This is a genomic window from Clostridium cellulovorans 743B (assembly GCF_000145275.1).
GTDB lineage: Bacteria > Bacillota > Clostridia > Clostridiales > Clostridiaceae > Clostridium_K > Clostridium_K cellulovorans.
In genome coordinates this window covers 4138028-4152755 of record NC_014393.1, presented here as the reverse complement: position 1 = coordinate 4152755, position 14728 = coordinate 4138028, and the positions used below count along the sequence as shown (strand labels likewise).

Annotated in this window: 11 protein-coding genes; 4 read left to right on the top strand and 7 right to left on the bottom strand. The window is 31.6% G+C overall.

Going from position 1 to position 14728, the window contains the following annotated elements; all coding sequences use genetic code 11:
• Positions 1-465 carry a hypothetical protein gene (locus CLOCEL_RS16930; RefSeq protein ID WP_010073467.1) on the bottom strand — a complete coding sequence of 155 codons (465 nt, stop codon included), beginning with the start codon at positions 463-465 and terminating at the stop codon, positions 1-3.
• Between the two features lie 548 nt (positions 466-1013).
• Here CLOCEL_RS16930 and hisS point away from each other — a divergent pair.
• From hisS to hypF, 3 genes are all read left to right on the top strand, one after another.
• Complete coding sequence (gene hisS, locus CLOCEL_RS16925; RefSeq protein ID WP_013291846.1) at positions 1014-2309, top strand: histidine--tRNA ligase; 1296 nt, start codon at positions 1014-1016, stop codon at positions 2307-2309.
• 19 nt (positions 2310-2328) lie between these two features.
• On the top strand, positions 2329-2892 hold the full coding sequence (locus CLOCEL_RS16920) for a hypothetical protein (protein WP_242655176.1): 564 nt from the start codon (positions 2329-2331) through the stop codon (positions 2890-2892).
• A 188-nt stretch (positions 2893-3080) separates the two neighbouring features.
• The gene (hypF, locus tag CLOCEL_RS16915; protein ID WP_010073464.1) at positions 3081-5402 is read left to right on the top strand and encodes a carbamoyltransferase HypF; all 2322 of its coding nucleotides are present in this window, start codon (positions 3081-3083) and stop codon (positions 5400-5402) included.
• Positions 5403-5468: 66 nt separating this feature from the next.
• Here hypF and CLOCEL_RS16910 read toward each other — a convergent pair whose 3' ends face one another.
• Genes CLOCEL_RS16910 through CLOCEL_RS16895 form a run of 4 tightly spaced genes read right to left on the bottom strand, consistent with a single transcriptional unit; the run spans position 5469 to position 8268 of the window.
• Positions 5469-6212, bottom strand: a complete 744-nt coding sequence (locus CLOCEL_RS16910) for a LytR/AlgR family response regulator transcription factor (RefSeq protein ID WP_010073463.1) — start codon at positions 6210-6212, stop codon at positions 5469-5471.
• A 19-nt stretch (positions 6213-6231) separates the two neighbouring features.
• A complete protein-coding gene (locus tag CLOCEL_RS16905) occupies positions 6232-6699 on the bottom strand; it encodes a hypothetical protein (protein WP_010073462.1) in 468 nt (155 codons plus the stop codon).
• A gap of 21 nt (positions 6700-6720) precedes the next feature.
• Positions 6721-7719, bottom strand: a complete 999-nt coding sequence (floA, locus tag CLOCEL_RS16900; RefSeq protein ID WP_010073461.1) for a flotillin-like protein FloA — start codon at positions 7717-7719, stop codon at positions 6721-6723.
• Between the two features lie 57 nt (positions 7720-7776).
• Positions 7777-8268, bottom strand: a complete 492-nt coding sequence (locus tag CLOCEL_RS16895) for an NfeD family protein (RefSeq protein ID WP_010073460.1) — start codon at positions 8266-8268, stop codon at positions 7777-7779.
• 405 nt (positions 8269-8673) lie between these two features.
• Here CLOCEL_RS16895 and CLOCEL_RS16890 point away from each other — a divergent pair, with 405 nt between their 5' ends.
• On the top strand, positions 8674-10071 hold the full coding sequence (locus tag CLOCEL_RS16890; RefSeq protein WP_010073459.1) for an amino acid permease: 1398 nt from the start codon (positions 8674-8676) through the stop codon (positions 10069-10071).
• Positions 10072-10280: 209 nt separating this feature from the next.
• Here CLOCEL_RS16890 and CLOCEL_RS16885 read toward each other — a convergent pair whose 3' ends face one another.
• Both CLOCEL_RS16885 and CLOCEL_RS16880 read right to left on the bottom strand, forming a co-directional pair.
• Positions 10281-11135 carry a sensor histidine kinase gene (locus CLOCEL_RS16885; RefSeq protein WP_010073458.1) on the bottom strand — a complete coding sequence of 285 codons (855 nt, stop codon included), beginning with the start codon at positions 11133-11135 and terminating at the stop codon, positions 10281-10283.
• 514 nt (positions 11136-11649) lie between these two features.
• Positions 11650-14664, bottom strand: a complete 3015-nt coding sequence (locus tag CLOCEL_RS16880; protein ID WP_010073457.1) for a right-handed parallel beta-helix repeat-containing protein — start codon at positions 14662-14664, stop codon at positions 11650-11652.
• Between the last annotated feature and the right edge of the window lie 64 nt (positions 14665-14728).

Below are 14728 nucleotides of genomic sequence, written 5' to 3'. Positions count from 1 at the left end.
TTATAATTGTGCTAATACTATAACAAAAAAAATAAGTATTTGAATCAAGGTACATCCGATAAAGCATCCAATTGTAGCACCATTCTTTTTCTTCATTCCAAATTGAATATAAAATGTACTCATTATAACACCAATAGCAAGACTCAAAATCCCTGAGAGAAGCATTCCACCTATTGTACTTAGGCCTACTAATACCCAAATCCATGGAGATACATTACTTGTTGGTTCATATGGTTTGTTGCTTCCAAGAAAAGTACCATTTACAGCTAAGTCAACTTTACTTCCAATAACAACTAAATTACAATGAGTATCACCAAAAGAAATTACATAATCAATCACATTGACAAATATATTTGATGATTTTACTTTGTAAGTTTCACCATCTACAATAATTTTATTATTAAATCCGCGTTTATACTGAATCTCATGAATTACTCCATCAGCTTCAACTTTCCATTTCTTCATTTGATATTTTCCTCCAAATAATAATATATTATGAATAAACTATAACATATTCGCGTAATGTTAACAAATTGTTTGCATAAATATAGCTAGTATAAGCAGTAGATTCTGTTGATATTTTAATTAATTCAATATATAATGTTAATAAATAAAAACTAGGAGGAATATTATGCAAACACTTACAATCAATAACGTTAATTTAATACATCATCATCACTAGAGACTTGGTCTGTCTTAACAGATACAAGTCTATTTCAGTAGGCTTGTATCTCTGGGTGATGTAAATTAAGTGCTAGCATAATTTATACGAACCATGTGGGATATTTGCCTACATGGTTTTTTGTTATGGGTAAACAGAATTATTAGAATATCTGATGATTAGACGTCGTTATCCAGGGACGCATCCGTCAATAGCGTGTTACGGATGGTAGTTCGCTTCTTAGCATTTTTAATGTTTAGAAGCCGTTATCCAAGGATATGTAACCGCTGAAGAAGTGTCATTGATGTTAGCCATCAGATATATAAATAAAATTGGATATGGAGTGGATACAATGAATATGGATATTATAAAACCAAGTATATTAGCAGGATTTATGGAGTTATTACCAAAGGAACAAGAAATTTTTAATGATATTGTTGATAAAATTACAGCTGTTTATAAAAATAATGGCTGTATGGCTATCGATACACCAATCATAGAGAAAGCAGAGGTTTTACTTGCTAAGAATGGTGGAGAAACAGAAAAGCAAGTATATAGTTTTCAAAAGGGCAAAAATAATTTAGCATTAAGGTTTGATTTAACAGTGCCTTTTGCTAGATATGTAGCTCAATACTATAATGAGCTAACCTTTCCTTTTAGAAGATATCAGTTAGGAAAAGTATATAGAGGAGAGAGAAATCAAAAAGGAAGATATAGAGAGTTTTATCAATGCGATGTGGATGTTATCGGTAAGGATAAACTAAGTATAAATAACGATGCTTGGGTCATAAGTTTAGCAGATAAAGCATTTAAGGAGATCGGACTATTAGATTATCAGTTTCAAGTTAGCAATAGAAAAGTATTGAAAGGTATTCTCATTGAGCAAGAGATAGAAAATGTTACAGAAATAATGATCTTAATTGATAAGTACGATAAAATAGACAAAAAATCTTTTGAAGATCAGATTACAAATATTATTGGGCAGGAAAAAAGTAAATATCTAAATAACATACTTGATATTCAAGGAAGTAATGAAGAAATCTTAGCTGGACTAACGAAGCTTCAGATTAAAAATGAGTATTTTCTTGAAGGAATAAATGAATTAAGACAGGTTAAAGCAATGTTAGAACACTTAGATGTGGCTAGTGAACGATTTAGGATAAATCTAAAGATTATTAGAGGACTTGATTACTATACAGGAACTGTTTTTGAAACAATATTAATAGGAAACGAAAGCTATGGTTCAATTTGTTCAGGCGGAAGATATGATAACTTAGCAGGAAGTTATACAGAAAATTTATTGCCAGGGGTAGGGATTTCAATAGGAATAACCAGATTATTTTTCGTGTTAAAGGAAATAGGGTTTATAGGGAATTATAGAATAAAAAATAAATTAGATTATATAATAATACCAATTGGAGAGACTTTAGATTATTGCATGGAGGTGACGAAATATTTAGAGAAAAAGGGCTTCGGGGTCACTGTGTATTTTGAAGATAATCCATTAAAGAAAAAAATGAATTATGCCAATAAGTTGGGGGTAGAGAAGGTTATATTAATTGGAGAAGACGAAAGGCTAAATAATGAAATAAAAATAAAAGATATGATGTCTGGAGATGAGAGGAAAATTGAGTATAGATTACTATAAATTTTACCCGCTTTTCACAATGTTTGTTGGACTGATTTCATTTTTAATTGTTGGAACCGTTGCTGGTTTAATAAGTTTAGAAATAAATGAGGGAATGATATTATTACTGGGACTTCCTATTGGTAGCTTACTTATGTTATTTATCCTTAGTAAGTTAGATCGAGATAAGATTCTAGCAGTAATTATCCGAAGTTTGCTTGGCGGCTTTGCAGGTTTTCTTTCAGGATTTATCATAGGTGAGCTATTAGTTGAGGTTATTGGGTTCATAATTCCTTCTTTGAAGAACTTGGAACAGGTAAAAGCGCAAATTGTACCTAATATAGTGGCATTAAGCATTGCAGATGCAATTTACGGGATTTTCATAGGACATTTGCTTTACGGACGAAAATCAATAAAGTTCTTTGCTTTGATATGTGCAATTGCTTCCATACCTTTTGGAATATTGGTGTCTATGTCAATTGATGTAGATTGGATTGACTTTGAGCAGAACTTACTATTCATGTTAGTATCTTTTGGAACAACCACAGGACTTGCCATTGGTTTCTATAGTTTATTGAAAAGAGTGAAAGCTAATAAGGGATAAAATTATTGCAAAAGAATAATATTTAGTGATACTAAAAGAAATCATACAGCAAATACCCTAAGGAGGTCTCACATGAATAAATGTTTAGAAGTAATGGGTAAATAGATAATTGCTAAAATAAAAAGATATTAGAGTAGTTATTTGTAGCTGGATCACTAAGAACTTGTTAAAGCTGAGGTATAAAGTATATGAAAACTTGTCGTTATAGAATTAAGGGAATTGTGCAAGGAGTAGGTTTTAGACCATTCATACATAAAATAACAGCAAAATATGAACTAAAGGGATGGGTGCTAAATGATTCAGAGGGCGTTGTGGTTGAAGTTCAAGGAAAGCAGCGAGATATAGATAGTTTTATAGATGACGTAAAAATTTCATGCCCACCTATGGCTAAGATTCAAGATATAATTGAGATTCCAGTTAGTAAGAGTCAAAAAAGATATGCTGATTTTATTATTAAGAGAAGTATACAGAGGAGAGAAACCAATACATTTATCCCTCCAGATGCCTATGTATGTAAAGAGTGTGTAGATGAGTTGTTAGATAAAAATAATCGTAGATATAAATATCCATTTATTAATTGTACTAATTGCGGACCTAGATACACAATTATTAAAGAGATGCCTTATGATAGAATTAGCACAACTATGAAGGAATTTAAGATGTGTCCTGATTGCCAAAAGGAGTATAAAGATATCAATAGCAGAAGGTACCATGCACAACCTAATGCATGTCCCATTTGCGGACCACAGTTAGAACTTAGGGATAAAAATGGTGAGGTTGTTATAGCTACGGATGTTATAAGTTTTAGTAAAGAAAGGTTATTAGAAGGCAAGATATTTGCTATTAAAAGCATTGGTGGCTTTCATTTGGCTGCTAATGCTTTAGATGAAAAAATTGTTAAGAAGTTACGTTTACTAAAAAAAAGAGATTCTAAACCTTTTGCAATTATGGTTAATGATACTAAAATGGCAGAAAAATATATGGAAGTATCAGAAGAAGAAAAGAAGTTGCTTAACGGAGTAGAAAGACCAATTGTGTTATTAAAGAAAAAACCTCATATGCTTCCTGACGCTATAGCGCCTAATAATCCAAGCTATGGAGTAATGCTGCCATCTGCGCCACTTCACTATTTATTATTAGAGGATGGGAGATTAGAAGCTTTAATTATGACTAGTGGAAATATATCAGGAGAGCCTATAGTATATGAAAACAATGAAGCAATAAAACAACTAAATAGTATTGCAGATTACTTTATATTAAATAATCGTGATATTTATACTAGAGTTGATGATTCTATAGTTCGTTATTCAAATAGTAATTCACTAAGGAAGCCTATAACATCAATAATTAGAAGAGCTAGAGGTTTTGCTCCATACCCAATCATAATAGATAAAAAAGTAACGTCTATAGTAGCACTTGGTTCTGAGCTAAAAGCAACAGTGGCTACAAGTAAGTGTAATACGGTTTTTATAAGTCAGCATATTGGAGATGTAAAAAATGATAAGATATTTGAATCACTATTCAATGCTGTAGAACATTTAAAGAAGCTCCTTACCATAGAGCCAAAGGTACTGGTTTGTGATTTACATCCTAACTTTAAAAGCTCCCTTAAAGCCATGTCTCAATCAGAATTACCTGTAATAAAAGTACAACATCATCACGCACATATGGCAGCTTGTATGGCTGAGAATAACTTAGAAGAAGATACTATAGGTATTATTTTTGATGGTACAGGCTATGGACATGACGGCACCATATGGGGAGGAGAATTTTTAGTAGGAGACTATAATTCTGTGAAAAGAGTAGGGTCTCTAGATAGCTTTTACCTATTGGGGGGAGACAAAGCAATTAAAGAGCCTTTTAGAGTGGCTTTAGATATTTTATATAGGACCTATGGGGAAGGGATGCTACAGCTAGGCTTGCCATTTTTAAGCAAATATACAGAACAAGAAATGAAAATATATTATAAGATGTCAGAGAAGAAAATAAACGCTTTTGAAACTACCAGTATGGGGCGATTGTTTGATGGAGTGTCCGTTTTAATAAACCTGTGTACTTCTATAGAATATGAAGGACAAGCTGCTATTGAGCTTGAAGGATTATTAAACAGGGATTTTACTTTAGATAAATCTTTTAATTACGAGATTTTACAGCGTGATGATAGATATATTTTTGATTATAGGGCTATGATTCGTGAAATTGTAAATTTAGTATCGGAGAAAGAGTATGATATTAGTAATTTGAGCAGGAGATTTCATTCTACAATTATTAGTGCTTTAGTAAGTATAACAAACCGTATTAGGAAAGATTATAAGATTAATAATGTAGTACTTAGTGGTGGAGTATTTATGAACGAATATCTATTAGTAAATAGTATCATTGCTCTAGAAAATTTAAATTTCAATGTATTTTATCATAGTAAAGTCCCTACTAATGATGGAGGAATTTCTCTTGGTCAGGTTATGGTAGCTGATGCTATATATAATAAAACGAAAAAGGTAAGAAAATAAATTGAGTGATTTAAAAAAGAGAAGGTTTAGAAACTTCAAGTGTTTTACAATGAAGTTTCTAAACTTTTATATACTAAAGAGTTTCTTTATTTCTTCATACTTTTCATGAGTAAGTAGTGCATCCTTTTCTGTATTCTTCAGTTTAACTACGTATGTCCATCTTCCATAAGGATAAATTTTTGTAATCAAGGATAGATTGATAATGTACGATTTGTGACTTCTAAAGAATTGAGGATGCTCTAGCTTTTCTTCTATTTCAGATAAAGAAATAGAGGTAGTGAAGCTATCTGTTTTAGTATATATAACAGTAGAACTGTCTTCTCTTTGTATTAATACTATCTCTGTCGTATCCACAAAGCTTATGCCTTCCTTACTTTTTATCATAAGCTTATCAAGACCCTTTTCATGTTTTATAATTTTGTCTATACCATCATTATTACTTGGTCTATTTAGGCTTTTTATCCTATCTAAAGTTTGAAGTATTCTTTCTATTTTAAATGGTTTAATTAAATAATCAAAAGCATATAACTGAAATGCATCGGACATATATTCTTGATGAGCTGTTGCAAAAATAACTATGGTCTTTGGATCTATATCTGTTAGTATCTTGGCACAATCGATGCCATTAAAGCCGGGCATTTCAATATCAAAGAACACCACCTCTGGGCGATGCTCTTTGAATATGCTTATAGCTTCTTCACCATTATCCGTATCACCGATAACTTCAAAACCACCGGATTTAGTTAATACTTTTTTTATTATGGTTCTCATTCCTTGTTCATCATCGACTATAAGCACTTTTATATTCATTGTAGGATTCTCCTAAACTTTAAAATCTTCTTTTTTTTCTAGTTTTACTTCTTGGTTTTCCAACTATTTCAGAAAGGACAATGGCTTGCTGAAGTTTTGTAGGGGTTAGTTCTTCAGCAATAGAATCTAGCAATCCTTGTGGATTTGAAGAAGTGTATTGTTTTTTACTATTATAATCAATATTTGAGTTATCCTCCTTTGTGACGATATTGTTCATAGAATCACTATTCATAGACTCATCATTAAGAGGTTCGCTATTTACAGTGTCACTATTAAAAGAATCAATAACATCTATAGGAACAGACCTATTATGTTGATTATATTTTTTATATTGTGGATAAACTTTTGTATTAGCAGTAGTATTTAAATAAGCTTCCTTAGCAATGTTGAAAAGATCATTTTTTTCAAACTTTTCTGATACAAAATTAGAATCTTTCAGACCTTTTGAAACATTTTTTAAGATGTCGAAAGCATCGTTATATTTCATAGTTTTCACACTCCTAAAAGATTACTTTCTATCTTTTTTTTCTTTATCATCAGGAGTTACACTTTGAGTCTTACTTCCAGCATTAGAAATTGAACTTCTCATATTTGTGTCTGCAATAACATTTTGCATATCATAATAGTCCATTATTCCAAGCTTTCCTTCTCTAAGGGCATAAGCCATAGCTCTTGGTACTTCAGCTTCAGCTTCTACAACGGCAGCTCTCATTTCTTGTTCCTTAGCTACAGCCATTGCTCTTCTTTCTTCAGCCTTAGCTTGAGCTATGTTCTTATCAGCTTCTGCTTGAAGGGTTTGAAGTTGAGCTCCTATATTTCTGCCTACATCTACGTCAGCTATATCTATGGATAAGATTTCAAAGGCAGTACCAGCATCTAAGCCTTTGTTTAATACAGTTTTTGAAATGGCATCTGGATTTTCTAATACGATTTTATGGCTATTAGAAGAACCAACAGTAGTTACTATACCTTCACCAACTCTGGCTAAAATAGTCGCTTCTCCAGCACCACCGACTAATCTTTCAAGATTTGCTCTAACAGTAACTCTAGCTTTAACTAGAAGTTCTATACCGTCTTTAGCAACGGCTGAAACGTTCGGTGTTTCAATTACTCTTGGATTAACACTCATTTTAACTGCTTCTAAAACGTCTCTACCTGCTAAATCAATAGCAGCTGCTTTTTCAAATTGTAGGTCTATGTCAGCTCTATGGGCTGCAATCAAAGCATTCACCACGTTATCTACATTACCACCGGCTAAATAGTGAGCTTCTAATTGGTTAACAGTAAGTCCCATACCAGCCTTTGTTGATTTTATAAGTGGAATTACTATTTTAGAAGGTACAACTCTTCTCAACCTCATACCGATTAAATTGAATATACTTACTTGAACATTTGCTGCTAAAGAGGATATCCATAATCCAACTGGCACAAGTGTGGCAAATACTGAAAATAAGGATACTACAACAACAATAATTATGACTACTTTAATTATAAGATCAGGACTCATAATAATCTCTCCTTTAATTAACTATCTTATATATGATTTTAGAAATCAATTTATAGTTTAAGCTTTCTTAACTAATAATTTTACTCCGTTGACTTTAAATATTTCAACCTTAGTACCTTTAGAAATATATTCTCCATTAGAGATTACATCAAACTTAACCCCGCCTATATCTACAGAGCCCGCTGGTCTTAGATCTGTAATTGCAATTCCGGTTTTTCCTAGTAAGTAATCTAAATCTGAGGAACTAATATATCCATGCTCTTTCTTTTGTTCATCTGACAGTATCAACGGTTTAAACAGCTTCCCTTTCGTAAAAAATGTTAGAACCACACCGAGCATAGCACCCAGTACAGCTAAAATTGCTAAAGACATAACTAGTGCCTGACCGAAGTTTTGTGCTGTTAATACTACTGCCAGTACCAAACATATAGTTCCTAGAATTCCTGGAACTCCAAAACCTGGAATGTGCATTTCTAAAAATACCAGCCCAAAGCCTACTAATAAAAGAATAATTGTTAGAACTGTGATATCTGGTAAAAATGCGCCCATATTTTTATACCTCCCTCCTCATTAAAGAATTCCATCATCTAACATTGATAGATAAAACATTTTTTAGGAACTCTATATAAGTATAATAAGACTAATTATAAAGAGAAATAATAGAAAAGTTCTAAGTTATACACTTTTGAAGCTGAAATGTCATGTTTGGTTTCTTTAGTTATACAATTAAGGATTTTATATTTAATTATAAATAATTTTATCAGATATACAGTTAATAATTAATTTTTTTTGAAAAGGGTAACACTTAAGATATAAATGATATGATTTTTAACAATTGGTAAATTATTGGGTTTCTTGTAAAGTGAATATCAAATACTTATAATATTTAAGTATTTACAAAGTTTAAAGATAACATTTAATAAAAATGTTATTTTAATTTACTAAGGAGGAAGTATGAACATTTGGAAAAAGAAAACCACTGAACAAATACTTGAGGGAATTGAAAAAACATCCCTAAAGAAAAATCTAACTGCAAAAGATATTGGTGCTTTAGGAATCGGCGCAGTTGTTGGTGTTGGTATATTTGTTGCTACAGGAGAAGGCGCACATGCAGCAGGGCCTGCTGTTATTGTTTCTTTTATTTTAGCAGCAATAGTAGCATGCTTTTGTGGGCTATGTTATTCAGAACTTGCAACAATGTTCCCAGTTGCAGGCAGTACTTATTCTTATGCGTACATAACTTTTGGTGAAATTGTAGCAGTAATTATTGGGTGGTGTTTAACAGCTGAATATTTAGTTGCGTGTAGTGCAGTTGCATCAGGATGGTCTGGGACTTTTTTAGGTGTGATGAAGAGTTTCGGGATAACTATCCCAAAAGCAATAAGTGCATCTCCAAGTAATGGTGGGATTATTGATTTACCTGCTGTACTTATAATTGCACTAATTACAATACTTTTATGTTACGGAATGCGAGAAAGTGCCAAGGTAAACAATATAATTGTTGGAGTTAAAATAGCAATAATTCTTTTATTTATAGTTCTTGGAATGATGCATATTGATGTATCTAACTACAAGCCATTTAACCCATATGGATGGAAGGGTATATTTGCAGGCGCATCAACTATATTTTTCTCGTATATAGGCTTTGATGCTATTTCTACTTCAGCAGAAGAAGCAAAAAATCCTGAAAGAGATATTCCTTTAGGACTAATAATGTGTTTAACAGTTGTAAGTTTATTGTACGTTGCTGTTGCATTTGTGCTTACTGGCATGGTACCTTTTCAAGAAATAATTCCTGAAAACGCAGTGCCAGGCGCTTTAGCAAGGGTAGGTATAAATTGGGGATCAGCTTTAGTCGGAACTGGAGCAATAATTGGAATGATGTCTACACTGTTAGCTGTTTTGTATGGTCAAGTGAGAGTATTTATGGGTATGTCAAGAGATGGTCTATTGCCAAAGTACTTTTCAAAAATTCATTCAACACATAAAACACCATATATTTCTACAATAATAACAGGCACTGTAGCAGCTATAATAGCTGGCTTTTTACCTCTTGATACTATTGTACAATTTTTGAGTATTGGTACTTTATTAGGTTTTATAGTAGTTTCTCTTTCAGTTATTCGTTTGAGAAAAACTATGCCTAACTTTAAAAGAGTTTTTAGATGCCCAGGAGTACCATATATTCCTGTAATAACTATATTATGCTGTCTTGCATTACTATCAAGATTACATTTGAAAACTTGGATTGGTTTTATCATATGGCTTATTATAGGACTGATAGTATACTTTACTTATGGAAGAAAGCATAGCTTACTTCAAAATGAAAATAGCGAAAAGGACAGAGTATAAGAATATGTAATATACCATAATTAATATATAAATTTTAATCAAAATTCTAAGACTATATCGATTTTTCAATATATCCATAGGATTTTCATGAACTTTAAATAATGGAATTTATATGATTGAATTTTAAGGGAAGCTTAAAAGTTGAGTAAACCTCAAAGGTTAGATACACCTAATTATTTATAGGTGATATCAAAATAAGCTTCCCTAATTTATATATGATGTTTAGGAAAAACTATTTCAAAGGAAGTTCGTTGATCGTTTGAGGTAACAGTTATTGTACCATGGAAGGTTTCAATAAGTTCCTTTACTATAGCGAGTCCCATGCCATCACCTTTAGATCCCTTAGTAGTAAAACCTTCTTCGAATATTCTATTTATTATTTCTTTAGGAATAGGATCACCATTATTCGAGATATTGATTATAAGGTTTTGCATAGTTTCTGCAAATTCAACAAACATATATCTATTAGTAGGTTTTTGCTTTAATGCAAATATAGCATTATCGATTATGTTTCCAATAACTCTGCAAAATTCCCAAGGTTCCATATTGAGATTTTCTAAATCACTTTTTATTTCTAATTCCATGTCTATTTCATTTTTTTCTGCCATCTGTAGCTTGGATTGGAGAAGAGCATTTACTGCTGGTTTTGAAGTTTTTAATGCTTTACTAACTCTTATTATATCTTTATAAACAGGTTCTATATAGTTCCTTGCTTCATCATATTCCTCAAGTTCCATCAAAGAATAAATAACCTGAATATGATTTAAATAATCATGTCTTTGAGTTCTTAGGGTTTTATTAAGCGCTTCCAGATGACTTATTGTATCTATTAAATTATTGTTACCTTTCTTAAATAAAAGATTATAAAATATGATTCCAGTAATAATGCTATTAAAACCTATACTTATTGCAATTGAATAAATAATAAAATTTCCTTCAACGATATATGGATTGCTATGTTTATAATATATAAATAATGTTATAAAAATAACTTGTATTAGGTTCAAAAATATAGATACTAATATTATTTTAGACATTTTTGGTGCTTGCCTTTTAAATGACATTTATGTCCCTCCTTAAGGAATACTAGTATATTAGAGTTTTTATTTCAATCTTTGCTTTAGTATAGAGATAAATTTATTTTCTATTGATTGCAACTTTAGCATAAAGCTAAGTTAATCTTGCATTTTTCCTTTAGTAGCTTGTTGAGAATTTCTAATTAAGTTTTTTATTTACATTATATACCATAAAAATACATAAGTTTTATTATAGCAAATTCTATCATAAACAGTAAGGTTTAGTCTAGGATTTATTCAAGTCATATTAAAAAAGTCAAGAGTATGGAAAACTAAAAAACATAACTATATAGTGTGGTCCAATTATAAAAGAGAGGCATAGAACCCTAAGTTTTTTAAGGTTCTATGCCTTTATTGTAGTGCTTAATAATAAATGATTAATCAATTTTATTTTTGTTGACGGTAATAAGAAGTTATTAGGAGTTTAACTGGTATCAGTCTAAATCATAGTATAAATTAATCATTTTTATAGGTAAGTGAAATAAGGTATACCTTTTAATTATTAAGCATTCTCTTTTCTATTTTTTAAAGATATTAAAGTTATAACACCTAAAGCAGATATAATCATACCTAAGCCAATAAGTACATTTGTATCAATGCTAGAGCCTGTTTGAGGAAGAAGTTGAGCAGTATTAGTAGTGCTAGTATTATCGTTATTAGTATTAGTATTAGTATTAGTATTAGTATTAGTATTATCGTTGTTATTACCAGTAGGATCTGTATTTGTAACAACGGTATTTTGTGATACTTTTTCCATTATAGCAAAGGTGCTTAAATGAGGTGTTTTTACTGTGATTTCTGATAATTTGTTATCATATACAGCATCAGATACAAATTCCCATTTGTTTGTGTCTTTATTAAAAGAATAAAGTGCAAGGTTCTTTGTATCAACATTGTTTAAAGCTTTTGCATCTACCTTTATTGTATATGTTATAGGCTCTGCTAAAGCATGAACTTCAGATCCATTGATATATAAGTTTAAATCAAAAATGTCTAATATTAATTTTAATGTATTTGGTATGCTACTCTTTAGTGTAGCTTCTGAAACAGTAGGAGCAGCTTTTTGAAGTTTAACACCAGTTTTTGCATCAGCAAATATAGAATTAATAATAGTAACTATAAAGTTACCATTATTAAATTTAACTATACTTGGAGCTAATTTAGCATTATGGACAGGAATATCGCAGATTCCGTTAGCTTGATTATATACAAATGGCGCTCGTGGAGCAGCACTGTCTGGTATTCCAGGAGTTCCTGGTACTGCCGTTATATTTGAGAAATCTGATAAATCAGCTCCCCCTAGAATACTAGAGTTATCTGCAAGCATCATAAAGTTTCCTTGAATTATGCTTCCATCAGCATTTCTTTCAATTAATTTAGGTGCTTCAAGACTCTTAAAGTCTGATGCTAAAAGTTTTTCGCCACTCTTATTTTGAGAATCTGTACCGTTATAAAAATAATTACTGTCATTTAAATTTGTATCTGGTATGTTATCTGCTAAAGCAGCAGTAGTTTTAAATGAAAGATTATTATTAGCAGTAAACTGAGGAATAGCACTATTGAAGTATTGTAAATTAAAATTAACTTTTCCATTGTTAAAGGATGTACAATTTTCAAAGGTTACAGCAGGGTCAGAGTTACTTGTAATACCATCGCTGAAGTTATTGAAAGCAAGACTGTTTCTTAAAACGTGTTTAACTGGAAGACCTTCACCACCCATTTTGAAGCCATTTCCATCTCCTAAGGTTCTAGTACCATCTGAAAGAACTCCATTTCCATAAGCGATAGAGTTTTCTATGGTTACTGCACCGATTGGACCTGTTTCAAGTTTTGAATATAAATCGTAACCATCGTCGCAATTGCTATAGGCAATACAGCCTCTAAGAACATTACCTACGCCACAAGTAAGTTTTGCTGCAAAGCCGTCAGCATTATTTTGTGATGCGTCTATGTTATCGTGAGATGTACAATCTAACAAAAGATTATAAGAAGGCCATTTATCTATTTTATCATTAGCATTTCCGCTTATTTGAATACCAGTATCACCGTTTTTATATGCATTCAATTTATATATAACATTGTGATTTCCTGAAACCTTAAAGCCTGTTGCCACAGTGTTTGTAACATCGATATTGCTTATATTCCAATAATCACCGCCAGCAACAAAGCCACCAGAACTACTAAAGTTAAGTACAGGTTTTTCTTGATTATAAGCAGTTAAAACTTTTGGAGTATCATAAGTTCCACTGTTACTCTTGCTGATGTTTATAGGAGCTTTTAAATCATAGGTTCCACCAATTAAATATATTTTTTGGCCAGTACCTACATATTGGATTGCTGAATAAATATCTGTAGGAGAATCTAAAGTCCCTTTTCCATCTGCTGTACCTGTTGGTGAAGCATATATAGATTCATTTGATGTCCCGTAAGATTTAAGGGATACAACATACTTAGAGGTTATAGGGTCAGCGCTTGTGATGTTTTGTGTTTTATCAGGAGTAAATACTACATCAAAAGTATTATCGCCTGAAACTAAAGTTGTGTTTTTAGTAATAGCATTATTATCAAGAGCACCTTTATATAATTCAGTGCCATTTTGTTTAATTTTAATGTCGCCATTAACATTTGATAAAAGATTAAAGTTGTAGCTTGAATCGCCTGTAGTAGTAGCTGAAGTCATAATTATTGAAGGTGCTACAGGTTTTGGTGGTTCTGGTTCACCAGGTGGATCAGTTGCTACATCTGATGTGGTGAAGTTTATATCTGAAACTGTTATTGAAGCAACACGAGCAACAAAGAATCCAACATAAACATGATCCTTATCTCGTATTTCAAGCTGTTTTGGTCTATAGTATATTTTTTCTTTGCCATCATCAACGCTTACTTGATAGCCTGTATTTGTCTTTTTCATTGTTAATTTATATGTAGCAGTACCATCATTTACTGGACGATCACCAAATTTAGTTACATCCTCCATAGTAGCGCCAGCGCCAGTAGCATCCACAATGTTGTTTCTAAATACAGATTGAATAAGTCCACTGTATCCGCCAACTAAAACCATGTTTGATGGAAAAGCATCAGCATTTTTATCTGGTCCTATAGCATCTCTTGCCATAATACCAAAGCCTTCTTGCTTATCGAATTTTGGTTTAGCAAAGAAATTAACCTTTACATTAGCTGATAGTACAAAATTCTTTGAAGGATCAACTGTAGTGTAGTAGTAAGAAATTCCATCATGGGAACCAGTTATTTTTCCACCAGTACGTTTACCATCAGCAGTACCAGCAGTAAGAGTAACGGACTTATTAGCATCATCTACTGAGATATTGTTATATCCTGTGTCTGTTGTTTGTCCAAATGTTACTTGGTTCCAATCTGAAGCTACATAATTGGAAATATTCGAAACGTTTCCATTCTCCGCATAAGTTACAGGAGCAAAATTAGGTAAAAATGTCGAAGCTAACGTTAACGTTAACGATAATGATAAGAATTTTTTCTTAAAATTTTTAAATTTCATAGTAATTCCCCCTTATGTGATATATTATACAATGTAATCCTTTTGAAGTTCAATATAAATATTG

What these genes read in the sequence shown, in the direction of transcription:
- CLOCEL_RS16930 (WP_010073467.1), bottom strand. Translation starts at nt 465, where the DNA reads ATGAAGAAATGGAAAGTTGAAGCTGATGGAGTAATTCATGAGATTCAG.
- CLOCEL_RS16895 (WP_010073460.1), bottom strand. Translation starts at nt 8,268, where the DNA reads ATGGGCGCATTTTTACCAGATATCACAGTTCTAACAATTATTCTTTTA.
- hypF (WP_010073464.1), top strand. Translation starts at nt 3,081, where the DNA reads ATGAAAACTTGTCGTTATAGAATTAAGGGAATTGTGCAAGGAGTAGGT.
- CLOCEL_RS16920 (WP_242655176.1), top strand. Translation starts at nt 2,329, where the DNA reads ATGTTTGTTGGACTGATTTCATTTTTAATTGTTGGAACCGTTGCTGGT.
- CLOCEL_RS16910 (WP_010073463.1), bottom strand. Translation starts at nt 6,212, where the DNA reads ATGAATATAAAAGTGCTTATAGTCGATGATGAACAAGGAATGAGAACC.
- hisS (WP_013291846.1), top strand. Translation starts at nt 1,014, where the DNA reads ATGAATATGGATATTATAAAACCAAGTATATTAGCAGGATTTATGGAG.
- CLOCEL_RS16905 (WP_010073462.1), bottom strand. Translation starts at nt 6,699, where the DNA reads ATGAAATATAACGATGCTTTCGACATCTTAAAAAATGTTTCAAAAGGT.
- CLOCEL_RS16885 (WP_010073458.1), bottom strand. Translation starts at nt 11,135, where the DNA reads ATGTCATTTAAAAGGCAAGCACCAAAAATGTCTAAAATAATATTAGTA.
- CLOCEL_RS16880 (WP_010073457.1), bottom strand. Translation starts at nt 14,664, where the DNA reads ATGAAATTTAAAAATTTTAAGAAAAAATTCTTATCATTATCGTTAACG.
- CLOCEL_RS16890 (WP_010073459.1), top strand. Translation starts at nt 8,674, where the DNA reads ATGAACATTTGGAAAAAGAAAACCACTGAACAAATACTTGAGGGAATT.
- floA (WP_010073461.1), bottom strand. Translation starts at nt 7,719, where the DNA reads ATGAGTCCTGATCTTATAATTAAAGTAGTCATAATTATTGTTGTTGTA.